The sequence below is a fragment of the Chitinophaga eiseniae genome (assembly GCF_012641265.1).
Classification (GTDB): domain Bacteria; phylum Bacteroidota; class Bacteroidia; order Chitinophagales; family Chitinophagaceae; genus Chitinophaga; species Chitinophaga eiseniae_A.
Genome location: NZ_JABAHZ010000003.1, coordinates 814,500 through 831,056 on the forward strand (window position 1 = coordinate 814,500; position 16,557 = coordinate 831,056).

8 protein-coding genes are annotated in these 16,557 nt (G+C 46.3%); 3 read left to right on the plus strand and 5 right to left on the minus strand.

What is annotated here, in order from left to right:
* Nucleotides 1–58 precede the first annotated feature (58 nt).
* Entirely contained in the window at nt 59–1,987 is a 1,929-nt protein-coding gene (locus HGH91_RS17075) for a gliding motility-associated C-terminal domain-containing protein (RefSeq protein ID WP_168739996.1), read from the plus strand.
* 33 nt (nt 1,988–2,020) lie between these two features.
* On the plus strand, nt 2,021–2,776 hold the full coding sequence (locus tag HGH91_RS17080) for an SDR family NAD(P)-dependent oxidoreductase (RefSeq protein WP_168739997.1): 756 nt from the start codon (nt 2,021–2,023) through the stop codon (nt 2,774–2,776).
* A gap of 391 nt (nt 2,777–3,167) precedes the next feature.
* On the opposite strand, the gene HGH91_RS17085 is transcribed toward HGH91_RS17080, so the two are convergent.
* The 5 genes from HGH91_RS17085 to ruvA form a co-directional block, all read right to left on the minus strand.
* Nucleotides 3,168–4,382 (minus strand): sialidase family protein, encoded by a 1,215-nt coding sequence (locus HGH91_RS17085; RefSeq protein ID WP_168739998.1) that lies wholly within the window; start codon nt 4,380–4,382, stop codon nt 3,168–3,170.
* 7 nt (nt 4,383–4,389) lie between these two features.
* Nucleotides 4,390–6,669, minus strand: coding sequence for a TonB-dependent receptor (locus HGH91_RS17090; RefSeq protein WP_168739999.1), 2,280 nt, complete (start codon nt 6,667–6,669; stop codon nt 4,390–4,392).
* Between the two features lie 63 nt (nt 6,670–6,732).
* Nucleotides 6,733–7,104 (minus strand): hypothetical protein, encoded by a 372-nt coding sequence (locus HGH91_RS17095; RefSeq protein ID WP_168740000.1) that lies wholly within the window; start codon nt 7,102–7,104, stop codon nt 6,733–6,735.
* Between the two features lie 110 nt (nt 7,105–7,214).
* Nucleotides 7,215–14,483 carry a cell surface protein SprA gene (gene sprA / locus HGH91_RS17100; protein WP_168740001.1) on the minus strand — a complete coding sequence of 2,423 codons (7,269 nt, stop codon included), beginning with the start codon at nt 14,481–14,483 and terminating at the stop codon, nt 7,215–7,217.
* A 35-nt stretch (nt 14,484–14,518) separates the two neighbouring features.
* Nucleotides 14,519–15,106 (minus strand): Holliday junction branch migration protein RuvA, encoded by a 588-nt coding sequence (gene ruvA, locus HGH91_RS17105; RefSeq protein WP_145664681.1) that lies wholly within the window; start codon nt 15,104–15,106, stop codon nt 14,519–14,521.
* A gap of 192 nt (nt 15,107–15,298) precedes the next feature.
* Between ruvA and HGH91_RS17110 the strand changes: the two genes are divergently transcribed.
* Entirely contained in the window at nt 15,299–16,309 is a 1,011-nt protein-coding gene (locus HGH91_RS17110) for a beta-ketoacyl-ACP synthase III (RefSeq protein WP_168740002.1), read from the plus strand.
* The last annotated feature ends 248 nt before the right edge of the window (nt 16,310–16,557 follow it).

Here is a 16,557-nt window from a genome sequence, read left to right on the forward strand (position 1 = left end):
CCGGATTGAACAGGATCTGCTCTTTTTTTGTTAAATTCAGAGAGCAGTATCCACCATCATGAAGAGAGCAGTTTTTCTGATATTGAGCTGCTGTTTGTTCCCCATACTCGCAGCTGGATATCATATCATCGGTGGCGAAATTTATTATAAAACATTAGGACTGAACGGAGATAAAACGCGCTACCGTTATCTCATCACCCTCAAGTTGTATCGCGACGCAGATTTTACCTGCGGCGACCGACAAGGTTGTATCGACAGATTTGAGAACCCCGTCACTGCTAACGTATTTACTTTCAATGGTTCCAAAGTTTTATCTTCCGTATATCTCTACATTGAACATACGCGCCCGCTGATAGATACGCTGAAAAATCCCTGCCTGGCGCCACAGGCCCAGCACCTGGAAGTAGCTTTTTATACGGCGGAAATTGAACTGGCACCCGTTGCGGGTGGCTATTACGTAGCTTCCCAACGTTGCTGTCGTGGCGAAAAACTTAGCAACATCTATGATTCGGAACATGAAGGTTCCACTTACTACACCACTATTCCCGGTACAGAATCCAGGCCTAATAACAATAGCGCTTATTTCAATAAAGATACTTCCATCGTTATCTGTAACGCGCTCCCCTTTTCGCTGAATTATGCGGCTTATGATGAAGACGGCGACAGCCTGACCTATAATCTTTGCAATGCATTAACAGATGGTTCCAGTACCAACGAAAGTAATTCTACCACACCACCTCCTTATAATACTACCGTTCGTTATATACCTCCTTATTCGGGTAGTAACCCAATGGGTGGGCGTCCGGGTATTTCTATATCTTCCGGTGGATTGATTACCTGTACGCCCAACCAGCCAGGAAAATATGTGGTGACGGTATGCGTGAATGAATACGACCGGGTCACTAAACAATTCCTGGGCACTCATAGCAAGGATATACTATTGACCGTGTTTGACTGTCAGACAAAAATTATTGCCAGCTTTCCACCGGTGTTAAATAACTGTACGGAAGATCCCGCGTTACACGTACCTATCACCAACTCCAGTAATGCCGGTTTTACCTCTACCTACTACTGGACTTTCGGGGATGGGACAGATACCCTTACCGACAGCAAAACCATGTTCTATCATCAGTACCCTGATACAGGCGTATACCGGGTAAAGCTGGTGGTAAACCCGGGGTTGGCCTGCACCGATAGCATGCAGGGTGAAGTAAACAATTATCCCGGCCTGGTAGCGGGATTCACGAGTACCGGTTTGTGCCGGGGCGATCCTATTGCGTTTAATGATACTTCGTCTTACCGCTATGGCCATATTATCAGCCATATCTGGGATTTTGGCGTGTCGGACAGCACTGTTACTCCTGGTAGCCAGCAATCCCTTACGCATACCTTTACTAAAGGCGACGTGTATACGATTTCGCTGACGTTGTTGACAGATAAAAATTGCCAAAAAACGGTGACCAAAAACCTGCGTATATATGAGGTAAATCCCTTTGCGGGAAATGATACCATACTGGCCAGGGGGCAGCCTTTGGTCATGCAGGGCAGCGGGGGCGATTTCTATTCCTGGAGCCCCTCCGATGGTTTAAGTGATCCGCTCATTGCCCGGCCGGTACTCAACTATAACCGCGACATTGTGTTTAAGCTGCGTGTTTCCAACGAACAGGGATGTTTCGGTTACGCCACCGTGAGCGTAAAATATTATACTGGTCCTGAAATATATATCCCCAATGCCTTTACGCCCAATGGAGATGGGCAGAACGACCGTTTTCGCTTTGTACCGGTGGGGATCACCGAATATAAATTCTTCCGAATTTACAACCGCTGGGGCGTGGAAATTTACTCCTCCACTGACTTCCGCGCCGGATGGGACGGCACTTACAAGGGCATGCCAGCTCCCGTAGACACCTATATCTGGATATTACAGGGTACCGATTACACCGGTAAAGTGATACAGAAAAAAGGAACGGTGACGCTGATCCGCTGATCCTTAGTAAATTGCACAAAAAACTGACGTCTCATGGGTATTGTTCTTATCACCGGCGCTACTGCCGGTTTTGGCCAGGCATGTGCTACTACGTATGCCGCTAAAGGTTATGATGTAATTATCACAGGTCGCCGTAAAGAAAGACTGGAAGCATTCAAGACACAGTTGACACAGGAATTTGGCGTGAATGTGCTGGCCCTGAATTTTGATGTGAGGATTGAGCAGGAAGTAAATGATGTGCTGGGAAATATCCCGGAAGAATGGAGAAAGATAGATATCCTGGTGAATAATGCGGGCCTCGCCGCGGGGTTAAGCACTATTGATGAAGGCAGCACATCTGACTGGGATGCCATGATAGATACCAATGTAAAAGGATTGCTGTATGTATCCAAGGCTGTCATTCCCTGGATGCGCGCCCGTACCACCGGTCATATTATCAACATTGGTTCTACTGCGGCCAAGCTGGTATATGCCAGGGGCAATGTGTATTGCGCCACCAAAGCAGCGGTAGATGCTATTTCCCAGGGTATGCGTATCGACCTGCTGCCCTATCGTATAAAGGTAACCGCTGTTCATCCCGGTGCGGCTGAAACCGAGTTTTCCCTGGTAAGATTTAAGGGAGATGAAGAAAAGGCGAAAGATGTATACAAAGGATTTATTCCGCTTAGCGCCCAGGATGTGGCAGACGTGGTATTTTATTGCACGTCGCTTCCTCCCCATGTTTGTATTAACGACCTGGTAGTAACGCCATTACAACAAGCCAATGCTTATTACATCGATAAAAAATAACACATAGATGTGATTTCAATACATAGAGATAGTTTTTATATTTGGAAACATTTATATATTTTTTGTCCATACACTATCCATGTGGCAAAAAATCTATACCGATGCGACTAAACTAACTGAACTATCCTAAACTTGAAACCATATCCCTATGCTTACATTTATTACTATGTACTTGCTACGCCTGTACTATCCGAGTTGGAAAGAAGGATGGCGTTTTTACTTTGGCAACACGAGGAAGGGCAATTACGGCCGGTGGGCAGCCTCTCATAAAGAATGGCCAGGACAACAAGGCTTTTCTTTGGGGTACAACTGAGAACATTTTTTAAGCAAATGGGATATAGTTATGCACATAACTATATCCCATTTGCCTTTTTAGATACCATGGTGGCTTTTAATCTATATTCAACCGGGTCACCACTACCTGGCTTCCCTGCGCTTCTCTTCTTTTATACGCTACCAGGGCTTTATGGTCTTTTACCGCACCTACTACCGGGAAATTAGCGTAGCTGCTATCGGTTGTTAACATTCCTGCCTGCATCGTTTTCCCATCCGCCGCTTTGTATTGAAATCCTACCCGGCTATTGAAATCATTTTTCCACTTCACCGGTTCATCCCATACTACCAGGATATCATCGTTTACCGTAGTCATTTGAGGATGCTTGGCCATCGGCGCTTTGCTCAGGGACTCTTTTTGCGTGTAGGTATTACCGTTGTCTAGTGAACGGCAATAAAAAGCGCCTTGCCCGCCCCCCATAGTAAACCAGGCAAAATGCAATCCCTGGCTGTTGGCGGTCAGCGTAGGCCCGGTATGCGGACATCCATTCACCACCCAATTATCTGCGCTGATGCGCACCGGGGCGGAAAACGACTGTCCTCCATCTGTGGATACCTGGTGTACCATGTCCCGGATAGAATCGTTGATAATGTCGCGGTAAGCCACATGTACATCGCCATTGCCGGCTACATACAACTTGGTGCGGCAGCACTGACATACCGTAGCCGCGATCGGCTTCGCCTGCCCAAACCCACTATGTCCATGGGTAACCGCAAAATAAAGCGTGGAGCCTTCTGCGTTAGTTTGTTTACGGTTATCCAGCCAGATGGCCGCCGCCTCGCCACCAGGCAATAAGGCCATATCAAAGTAACGTTGATCGTACCCCGCCGTATCGGTAACCAGCGGCACCGCAGGTTGCCAATGCTTGCCACCATCGAATGACTGGGTATACATCACTTTACCGGCATATTTATTACGCGGATCGTTGGCCTCCACGCCAAAGAGCGCAATCACGGTACCATCAGGTTTGAACAATATCTTCGGTAAATTTTCATCATGTGGAAATACACCTGCAGTAGCAGTAACTGCCACCGGTGACGAAAACGTATAGCCGTTATCGTTAGATACCGCATACAACATTAAGCCGTTTTCTGTACTATCATCTTTCTCCACCCAACTCACCACCGGATGACCACTTCCGTCCTGCGTAATAAATGGGCAGGAAGCTGCCTTTCCTGCATGCGACAATACCAGTGTATGCTCCGGTTGCACCTGCCCCCGGTGGCAGGAAAACATCAACCCTAGCATCAATCCAGCTGCAACTTTTTTCATCTTGCTATTATTTTCCGGTAAATGTATAGGCAACACCAAACGTAAATGTCTGACGTGGCCCAATCCGATAGGTTTTGCCATAGGCCGATTTTTCTGCCGTGGTAGCATATAACTGATCGCCTATATTCATGCAATTGAGCCAACATTCAAATCCCTTGAAGGCATAGCCCATACGCGCATTGAACAAATCGTACCCGTTATATACCGATGTATTGGCAGCATCCATATAATACTTGCTGATATGCTGCCATTCGCCGCCTATCCTGAAACCTTTTATTAATGCAGGCTTCCAGGTAATTTCTGTATTCGTAATCCACTTAGGCGCACCATTCATCTGGTTGTCGGTGTATATCTTGTTGCCGTCGTTATATGCTTTGAAAATATGCACGGCATAAGTACCGCTGCTCCTGATAAACAGGCTGGGCAACGGTGTATACTTTACATTCCATTCTACGCCGCTATGCGTTGTGGCGCCGGTATTACGATTCTCGTACACGCCGTCTGCATTTCTTACACTCACAATTTCATTGGTACCATTCATCCGGTAAACGCTGAGGTCTGCATATCCTTTGTGCTGCGCAAATCCCAGCCAGCCACCAGCTTCATAGTTTTGATAAGTAGCCGATTTCAGTACCGGCACCTTTACCCCGGTGTAAAGCTCTGAAATATTAGGCGGCGCAAATCCAACACTATAATTGGCATACAATCCACGCTGATGGCCCAGATCGTAGGTGAGACCTACCTTTGGAGTGAAGGCATTGAAATTATTCCGTTCGCTGGGAGCGCCTGTATAAGCAGAAGGCGTAAGATGATTTTCAAAATTATAATCCATCTGGTCGTAACGCAGGGCAGCTACTACCCGCATCCGCTGCACCGGCGAAAACTCAAACTGTGTATATACAGCGCTGTTCAGTAATCCCACGCGGTAATCCGTTAAAACGGAATCGGTGGCGCGGTAACTGGCATAATAGCCAGCCGCGTCTTTAGTAATGTCTATATAATTGGCCAGGTAAGTGGCAGGGCTATAATCCGCACTCACACCGGCAGTCAGGGCGGCATCTTTCCAGGCAAATTGTTTCTTATGCTGTATAATCAGTCCGTAGCTGTTAAATCCATCACTATTAATTTGTCCATTAGCCTTGAGGGTACCACGGATATCTTTAATGGCATAAAATGGATTTTGCCCGATGGTATTATTTCTGAAGAAGACGGTAAAATTAGTATGGCTGCTGCTGCTCCATTCATGTTCCAAAGTACTGCGTACCCGTAAAGCTTTCACTTCCCGGTACGTAAAAGTCTGGAAATTGCGGTAGTCTTTAGCAAAGAAGTGGGCGCTGTCCAGTCCGCCGGTTTGATCTGTTTTATAGTTGATCAGTGTAGCGGCATTGGTCCATTTATTCTTCTCATTGATTTGGTAGTCCACTTTTGCTGTCAACGATAACTTGTGAAAATCGCTGTGATCCATATAGCCATTGCTTTGATTGGCGTAATAACCACTCACCGCAAAGCCAACTTTTTTAACGGTATTGGATACACTGAAATCGGTTCTCTTATAGCCCCAGTTGCTGCCTTCCAGTTGTATTTTAGCGGTAGGGACCAACGTGGGAGAAGCGGTAATAAAATTAACAGCGCCGCCCACCGCTTCACTTCCATACAAAGAGGAAGCAGGGCCGCGGATCACTTCAATATTTTTCACAGCGGCCATATTGATTTCGATCAGGGCGTTGTGGTTAAAATCGCCGATGGTTCTGATGGGAATACCATCTTCCAGGTAAAGGAAAAGGCTTTTATAACCAATAGGCTGACGAATGGCCATCGTATGCTGCTCATTACCGAGGTCCACCATATACACACCGCTTACTTTATTCAGCACCTGGTCTATCGTAACCGCTTTGGCTTCATTTAATGTTTGCGGAGAAAGGGTACTGATGGCCACTGGCGCTTCTGTACGCCGTTGTTTATCACGGGAAGAAGATACAATAATCTCGTTCAGGTTGGTAGTAGCCTGTTGCAGGTAAACGACCGGCATAGCCGCCATCTCTTTTGCGGCTATTTTCCGGGAGAGATAACCGGTATAGGATACTTCTATGGAATCAGTACTGGCCACGGTCAGTTCATATTTACCGGCGGCATTAGTATTACATCCCGCTGCTGCATGCAGTAATTTTATATTCACGCCAGGCAGCGCTTCTTTGGTTTGGGCATCGGCCACACGTCCATGCAATTGCTGTGCATAACTGCTATACGCAGCCATACACGCAATGATGAGTAAACAACATTGTTTCATGTATATAAATCGTTGACTGTTCGCCAAAGGCGAACAGGGTTAGTCAGGTAGTATAGAGGAATATCAGGCTACTACTGACTGTGGCGGATGGAAAATGGCAATAGTGAAGGTATCGAGGTAGGGGTCCTTATAAAAAGGCGTAACGTTAATGTTATTCTTAGGAGTTGTGGAAGTGAAGGCATGAATGGTTTCTACAAACATCACTTCATATTTATTTTTCCCGGTATTGTTATTTTTTTCCTGCCGGGCATCCCTGTCCAGCTCCTTTTTCAGGTGACAGCGCCCGTTACAATGCATTTGGGGTTTGTTCCTGTTTTCGCACAGCTCCCTGGCTATGAAGGCCTGGTTTACCTGAAACTGCACTACGATAAGGCTCTTGCTGAAATTTTGCAGCAGCAACCCCAGGAAAATGCATATAATCAGGAACCATTTCACGGCGCAAACCTAGTAAATAATTACCAATCTGGCATTCACTATAACGGATTTATAGTTAGATAATCGGGCATTTACTATCTATCTATAAATCCGTTATATGTAAGTATTTTCTATTGAGATAAAATAAACCTGAATGTTAAGCCACCACTGGTGCTGGTGATGGGATATGCCGTGGAGATAACCGGGATAGTTTGTCGCCGGTCGTAGAAGAAGCGCAAATTGAGCCTGTTGTTCACCACATAGTCGATCGATGGTGAAATACCAATGACCTTCTGGCCGCTGGTGGGTATCGACAAATCGGCATCCAGCCTGTTATTGGCCGTTTTATCATCCCTGAAGCTCAGGTCCAGCCGGAAGTTCATATCATTCTGCGCTTTCTTGCCTCCATTTTTACTGAAGGAGAACGGCAGCTGTACCCCTCTTACCCGGTAGCCGGCGCCGATAATAATTTCACTGGACCGTACCTCCGTCAGCTGATAATCGATGAGACTAAGACTAAGGGAACGGCTCTTCCTATACTCTACCCTGGCGTTAAAACTATTTACAAAAGTGAGGTCTATCCCCAGTAATGGCGCAAATGCCTCTGTGATGGTGAGGTTAGGCACCAGGAAATAAGGGTAATAGTTACCGGACACGGTATCACGGAATGCCGGGAATCCCGCCAGTCTTGGATCCTCAAAATACATGGAAGTATTATAGGAGTTCATACTGAGCGTTCCGGTATAGGCATGTCTTAACGTGAAGTTAGTCAGGAAGGAACGGAAGGGTTCCAGTTTGGTTAATCCATTGTAAGTAACATTCCAGTTTGGTTTTGGTATATAGTTACTGAAAGGATTACTTTTCACGTTATCGTTACCCTGTTTGAGCAGGGATACCTTGTCTGGCGTGGTACCAGTGTAAGCTGCCAGGAATGCTGGTATCAACACATCCTGGGCATACCGGGTATAACCGTAGGCATAGGTAGGATCTTTAGGATCGCCGGCAGGGATGCCCGGATCTTTATTGTATGGGTTGATAGCACCCAGTCTTTTTGAAATCGTATTACGATAAGATTCAAAATTGCGGAAGGTTTGTGATACCCCATCTGAGGCATTAATGTGCCCAAACATCGTTTTGATGGCGATGTAGGTAATTTCAAAACCACCGGCATCGTAAGGACTCAGGTGTTGGAAGTTGGACGGATCGGTCAGGTTCTTGAACAATTCCGTATGCGTTTTGGTAAACGACTTGGTCATATTCAGGTCGATGCGCAGATCGTTGACCGGCTCCAGCTGGGCCTGCAGATCCCAACGCTGGGTAAACTGTTGCTGGGCCTGGATATTGAACAGGGTATCGGGCGTGATCAATCCTTTCTTCGCAAAATTATCCAACCACTTCCTATCCGGCTGATAACCGAATACGAAATTGAGTCCCGGCGCCATGGTAGCCCAGTTCATACCTATTATCTTGGTACTGTCTATATATCCTGGTAAACGTGTACCTGCATTTTCGTTATAGTTAAAGCCTACCCGCTTCAGCATCATCAATGGTTTGAGTATGCCTTTCACCCATGGAGAGATCTCGTTGGAAGCAGTCTGGTTCTGGTTTTGCTGCTGCTGGTTGTTGTTATTCTTATTCTGGTTATTGTTGTTACTGTTACTATTGCTCTGCGGATTCCTTGCATTTATCTTTCGCAGGAACTTGGACTTGTTATATAACTCTACGAATTTGAATTCGGCGGTCAGCGTTTTCTGCTGGGAGTTTTCGATAGCATTACCCAGGTACAATGCCAGCTGGGAAGCGCCTGTCCATCTATATTCTGTGCTATATCCAAATGCGATGTTCGTCCAGCTAAGGGCCGGGAACTTGGAAGTAGGCAATGTATAGGTGAAGTTGGCGTTGTGCATATAGTTGGTATTACGCCCTCCTTTGAAGAAGTTTCTACGCACGGTATCTTTCTTCGCCGAATTATCGAGGCGGCCGTTAGGCTCGTCTATACGTGCATTGTTCACCGCATTGAATTCGAAGTTGATACTACGTGTAATATCCCATTTCACTGTATAGTAGCGGTCAAACGTAAAGTACTTGTTATACGTTTCCGGGAGTTGATATTTCACATCTCCACCTACGTTACGCACACGGGTAGCGCCAAACTGCCGGGAAATGTCGGCTCTGAAGCTCAGTATAGCCGGTACATAGTTGATATTGAAATCACGGATCAGGTCCAGCCAATGTGATTTACTCTTGATCAATTTTTTAAACGGCTCCAGGTAATGTGGCTGACCGGCAAAGTTGTATCCCAGTCCCCCGCGATGTTTGGTAAGCAGGTCATTTTTGATCAGCGGGTTATGCCGCAGTATCTGCGAGAAGGAATAGCTGATGTCGAAGTTTTCGATATCCCACAGGTGCCGTTTACCGCCACCGCCGAGGTTTAGCTTCCGGACATTGGTAAAGTTCAGGCTCTTGATAGAGGTAAAGTCCTGCGCATCACGCCGGATAGAATCCTTTTCCGCACGGTTCCTGGCCAGGGCCAGTTTATCTTTCAGTTTTATATCGAGGTCGTAAGGATCATACTGAGGGTTGCTGGCAGATTGTGAATAACCTGCATATACCGGGATGGAAATAGCCATTTTCTTCGGGAGCAGTTTACCCAGGTCCAGGTTGGCTGCTGCGTCATATTGCAGGAAGTTATCCCGGAAACGTTCATTTACCCGTTGATCAATGTTTCCAAAACCGGCGGTGTGCATATTACCGGATACTGAAATAGTACCCAGATCGGAGAGCTGTACGTCTACCCTGGCCAATGCGGCATAACCACCTTTTTCATCAAAGTCAGACAGGCGGAGCTCATCCAGCCAAACCTCCCCACAGTGAGGTTGTCCATCATCTTTAGGGTTCTGGATACCTATCATCATAGTGCGGGCATCTCCCAGGCTTGGATTACCCACTACCTGCATAAAGTTGCCATACTGGTCGGCTACGGGGGTTTGTGGATACGGCAATAATGGCGAACAGGAATCACACATATTCCGTTTCTGCTTCAGGGCGCTGAGCTGCGACATTACCAGCTCCATATTATTGCGGTCCGGCCAGATATCCACGGCTGTTTTCGCACTCCAATCGGTTACTTTCAGCGGAATACGGTATTCGTAGTAGTTGCTTACAAAGTCGCTACCGATACGGATTACAGCCTGCAGCTGTCCGTCCTTCAAGGCAGTAGCAGTACCTACTGCCTCAGCATGGATATACATCTCCATCTTTTTATACTGACGAAGATCCATGTTCAGGGTCTTATACAGGGCGCGGGTTTCACCGTCTTTCAGATTACATACCTGTACTGATAATGATTGCTCATTCAGTTGCAGGGTGGTATTGTTGGTACTGATCGTATTTTGTCTTACTACTCCTGGTGGCAGCACATATGGAATAGGTGTGCGGGAAGAGTTTTCTTCAATATTCACCGCAGACGTATTAAACGTGGTGGCATTATCCAGTGGAATAGGATCTCCGGGGCGCAGTTCATACATATAACGGCGCCATTGATTCCTTACCAGTTCCAGTTTGGCAAAGCGTACTACCACCGAATCTGTGAAGCCCGTGAGGAACATACGCATGAAGCGGATGGATTTAAAATCGGGAATATTACCCACTTTGGCGTTGAACTGGTTCAGCGGCACTTTAAACTGGTACCAGGTTTCTGTGGTTTTCTGGTTATTGGGCAATGTTACATCTGCCTCAATCTTATCCACAACATAGTTGCTACCCACCTGCATATTAGGCTTCAGATCTACCCGATACTGGAAATATTCCTCTGTTTCATTCATCGTATTATCCTTATTCAGGTCTTCTGATTCAGGAATATTGGTGGCGGCAGAAGAAAAAGTATTTTTCGGATCGGATACCGGGGAGTTACCTTCCGGGTTGCTATATGCTTTATAGCGTTCGAGGATAGGCATACCATTATAAGACTGATCGCGGTAATGCTTATAGTCATCATTGGAAGGATCTTTCAGGGCCTGGTTATATACCGGACTTCCTGCAAAGTTCATTCGCATTGTATCCATATAGCCTTTATAGAAGGCCGCTTCATCCTGTGATTTCAGACCATCATATCCCACGTCCTGGTAAGCGCGGACATTTGGATCGTTATCGAATGCCTGGGTGATCTGTTGCTGGAACTTAGGCAACCGGCCCCAGTTAGACGAATCGATCTTATTCGGGTCCGTGTTGGGATTAGGCATCCCGTTTTCAAAGAATTTCTTGGAGTCCTTGAGGATATCTTCCGATACGTTACCCAGGTTGAAGTACAGGGACCCACCGGTGCTGTTAGGCTGTTTGATAAACGGATCCTGTATCCAGAATTCGATGTATTCTATATTCGCGGTTTCAAAGTCGCTGTTGTCAATGGCTCTCATGATACCGCCCCACCTGGTTTGTGGCCTTGCCAAAAATCCATCACGGTTCATCATCACCGGGTTGCTGGTAAAGTTATATGGTCCTCTTTCAGTAGGATAGTAGGCCAGGTCGAGGGTACTTAACTGGCTTTGGCCAAAGTCGGTAGACCTGTTCTTAAATACTTCCTTCTGGTATACCAACCTAACCCGTGGGTCGGATTGACCATCTGTAGTGATACCTGGGGGCAGGTTAGGTGATTTAGGTAACTGGAGGGTAGGTTCTATAATATACCAGGCCAGTTTTGCCCTGTTTTTTCCATATTCCAGCACATTATTTAATGCTGCTTCCGGGAACATTTCGCGGCCGGAGGCATCGGTTGCGCCTTTCGGTGTGGAGGCCAGTGCCCAGCTGGTAGCGGGAAACTTCAGGTCGTAGCCACTTTTCACCCCTTCAAAATCATCTATGTAAGCAGTACCCTGCTTACTGCCGGGTGCATTAATCAACTTACTATGCCCGGGGAACAGTCGCGCTACCTCACCGGTGAATAAGATATGGGACGGGGTGGTACTCTTATAATTGGGTAACTTATCCAGGAAGCGGTTCAGCCCTTTCCATTCAGAAGCGTAGTTCGCATCCAGGCCAACCATGGTGTTTTTAATCGGATCTTCCCCATAGTTTACCTTTTGGTAATAGGGTCTTTCGCTCATCCGTACCACGGTACTACCTATACTTAACTTATCGTTCACCATGTAATCGAGCCGGGTACCGAAATAGTTTCGGACCTGTTGCCCAAACAAGGCATTATTTTCAAACTGCACATTAATAGGTACGCCGGAGTTGAGGATACCGCCGTTGATGATTTTAAGCCTGCCCAGGTTATAGTCGATAATATAATCTACGTTTTCCCGGAGTTGCTGACCACCGGCGGTTACGGTAACAGAACCCGGCGGGATGGTAGTACCGGCGCCCAGGTTGATTTCCGAAGAGGAAGCCGATTTATAGGATCCCCGGATCACATACCGGTTCAATTGCGGGAACTGTTGCGCTACCACCTTGATGGAGTCATAGAGCACATTATACAGGTATTGCTTTTCCAGGCTGGCATCTCCGCCGAAGGCTTTTTTCAGTCCACCGGCAAAAGGTTCCAGCGTAGGGAACATGATCTTCCCGTTCAGCGAATTAATCGTGTATCCTTCCACGTAATCGAATACCCCGTCGGGCTGGGGATCCAGCTGGTTGTTGAGGCGGTCGAGTCCAAGAATGGTAATGATAGGTGCGCCGGCAAAATCCCCTTTGGCATCAGGAATATATCGTTTATCGCTGGGTGGACGGCCTTCTGCACCAGGGTCTTTATAGTATACGTCCATGCGGAAATCTTCCTTATTTACCTGGAAGGCGCCGGTGGCGTAAATATTTTTCATCATCAGGTCCCAGATAGGCAGGGTGGGCCGGGCAGAAGTAGCTTTCAGCAATTTGAGGAACAATATCGGCTGGTTGGCGCTATTGTTCTGATCCGGGGGTACATCCTGTGAAAACTCACCCACCTGGTATACCCGTCCGTTGTAGGTATATTGGTAGGCTACCGCCAGTATTTCATCCGGTAATAATTGTTGATTAAGGGAGATGAAACCCAGTTGTTTGTTATAGGTGTATTCGGTAGAATCGAGTTTACGGGCAAATGTTTTCTCAAATTCCGATACGGGTTGCAGGCCCAGGGCCAGTAACCGGCTAACAACTGTTCCTGTATTGCGGCTGGCCGGGTCCCTGATCAGGTTGGCGTACAGGTCGTTGGTTCCCCTGTCTGGTAATTTGGAAGAAGTCAGGGGTTTTACAGCCGTTTTGTTATACGGGTTATACTCAGCCAGGTCCATCAAGCCCACTACATCACGGGTTTGGGTGGTAGCCCCGGTTTTGTTGGTTACCCAAACTTCCAGGCGGGTAATGTTGGTCAGCGACCGTATTACCGGCAGGTTGGACATCGCGTAGTTAAAGGTATCCCGGAAGAACTGTGCTAACAGGAAGTGGCGGTTATCTTCGTACTCATCGGCTCTCAGGTTATAATCCTGTACCTGGGTACCGCCTTTGAGCATGAGGTTTTGTTTCTGCGACTTCTGGTTAGAGAGTACACTCGTTACCGTTAAGCGCCCGAACTGTAATTGGGTTTTCACCCCAAACAGGGATTGGATACCGGAAATAAGGGTACTGCGAAGAGGGAAGCTAACGTTACCCGCTTCTATTTTCTTGATGATTTCATCGTTATAACCAGTGTACTCGAGCTTCACCTGGTTTTCAAAGTCGAATTGCGACTGGGTATTGTAGTTGGTAATTAACTTGAGCTTATCGCCTATTTTACCTACCACGTTCATGTTGATACCCATATCAAAATTGAATCCGCCGTTTTTCCTGGCTTGTTCAACCAGTACGGGGTTTTTGATATTTTGTCCCTGGTAGCCGAAGGTAAGGTCCAGGCTTCCCTGGGGGCGGATGTCCACTTTGCTGCCGCCAAAGATGCGGTCAAAGAGGTTGTTGCCATTATACAGGGAAGGGCCGTTGCTGCGTTGGTTCAGGTTACCCAGGGCGCTGGCTCTTTTCTGCCAGTAATCCTGTTCGCTTTGTTTAGCCTGTAACTTATAGAATTCGTCGAAACTCAGGTAGGTAGGGTTACGATAATATTGGCTACCTACTTTTTCGGTAACCGTATACTGTTTGGTAACCGGGTCGTATTCTACCGTTTTGTTGATGTTAGCAGGATCTTTCAGGTCAATAGCGTTCCTTGACCCCTGATCCGTTATGTTGGGGCCTCGTCTGTCCTGAAGGGGGTATTTCAAGGTATCTCTCTTTCCGGTAGTATCGATTTTGGTTTGACCTGTAATGGTGGTATCCGGCTTCCAGCTCTTTCTCGATAATTTCAGATTCCCAGAACGATCCCTAGCGGCAGTATCAACAATGATAAAGGATACAATTGCTATTACGGCAAAAGCACCATAGAATGTTTTTCTTGCCAAGAAAAATAGGTTTTATAGAGGATTTCATTTATAAATTATAAACTTTTCAGGGCTTTCTTGATCAGCTCTTCCAAGTTTTGCAATAGTGGCTCATTCTTCATCACTTTCTGAATTGCCGATTCGGCCATGCCCCGGGCTATTCCCAGAGTTATCAGAGCATTTAACGCATCTTCCTGCATTGTATTGTTTACGCCAACAGATAAATGTACGCCGGCGTCTTTGTGTTTCGCGATCTTATCCTTTAATTCCAGGATAATTCTTTTGGCTGTTTTTGCACCGATTCCTTTCACACTTTCGAGCATCCGCTCATTTTCCATCATGATAGCTCTTTGTATATCTTCCGGTTGCAGGGAAGATAACATCATGCGGGCAGTACTGGCCCCTACACCTGAAACGCTGATCAGCAACAGAAACAGGCTTCTTTCTGCCTCTTCAAAAAAGCCATACAGGGTATGTGCGTCTTCTTTAATCTGCAGGAAGGTTAACAGTTTACAGCTTTCCATCCCCTGAATCCGGGAATAGGTATTAAGGCTGATCTGTACTTCATAACCGATTCCATTCACATCCATATGAACCAAAGCGGGTGACTTATAGGCTAATTTTCCATTCAGATAAGCTATCATACCAGGTAAAGGTTCAGTAATTTAATTAAACTTTTGGAAATTGATTAATAATGTCCTTTTGGGTAAATCGGGGCAAAGATGCTAACTTTTAATGGATTGTCAATCCTTTAAGTTCCTCATATGCGACTTTTTTAGGAAATATACGTTTATATCGTATTTTTACGCCTCGTTTTAAACACATATTTAGTTTATATGAATAAAATAACGGCCGCTATTACAGCGGTGGGTGGCTATGTTCCCGACTACGTGCTTACCAACCAGGAATTAGAAAAATTAGTTGATACAACGAACGACTGGATAATAACCCGGACGGGCATTTCGGAGAGAAGGATACTGAAGGGAGAAGGGAAGGGAACCTCTGATTTGTGTGTTCCGGTAGCGCTTGAAATTTGCAGAAAAAGAGGTATTTCCCCCGAGGAAATTGATCTGCTGATTGTGGCCACCGTTACCCCGGATATGACTTTCCCGTCTACGGCCAACGTAGTAACTGACAAAATCGGCGCAAAAAATGCCTTCGGCTTTGATATCAGCGCGGCCTGCTCTGGTTTTTTATATGCACTGGATACAGGCGCCCGCTTCATTGAAAGTGGTCGTTACAAAAAGGTAATGGTTATTGGAGCCGATAAAATGAGCTCTATCATCGACTATACCGACAGAACCACCTGTATTATTTTTGGTGATGGCGGCGGCGGGGTACTGCTGGAGCCTAATACCGAAGGATATGGCTTAATAGACAGTATCCTGAAAAGCGATGGTCATGGACGGGAATACCTGCACATGAAAGCCGGCGGCTCTGTAAAACCTGCTACCCTTGAAACCGTGACCAACCGTGAACACTATGTTTACCAGGAAGGTAAGATGGTATTCAAATACGCGGTATCCAACATGGCAGATGCAGCCAAAGATGTGATGGTACGCAATAACCTCACTGCTGATGATATTGCATGGCTGGTACCTCACCAGGCCAATAAACGTATCATTGCGGCTACCTCCCAATACATCAACGTTCCTGATGAAAAAGTAATGATGAATATTCACCGCTACGGTAATACCACCGCCGGTACTATTCCTTTATGCCTGTGGGACTATGAAAAATACCTCAAAAAAGGCGATAACCTTATGATGGCTGCCTTCGGAGGCGGATTCACCTGGGGCGCCAGCTACATCAAGTGGGCGTACGACGGAGATAAAGTTGGTAAATAGCGGAAAGCGCAAAGCATAAAGCATAAAGCAAAAAGCTATTGTGAAGAATGATCTTAGCGAATATTTTAAATCGCTTTGGTTATCCTCCACAATAGCTTTTTGCTTTATGCTTTGCGCTTTCTGTATCGTCCTGAAATAAGTTGACACTTAAAATGTCAACTTATGAAGAATACAGGAGTTTCGGGCAAAAGTAAAAGGACCCGACTTGATTACAGCTTGGCGTTTAAGCTTCAGGTTATCGATGAAGT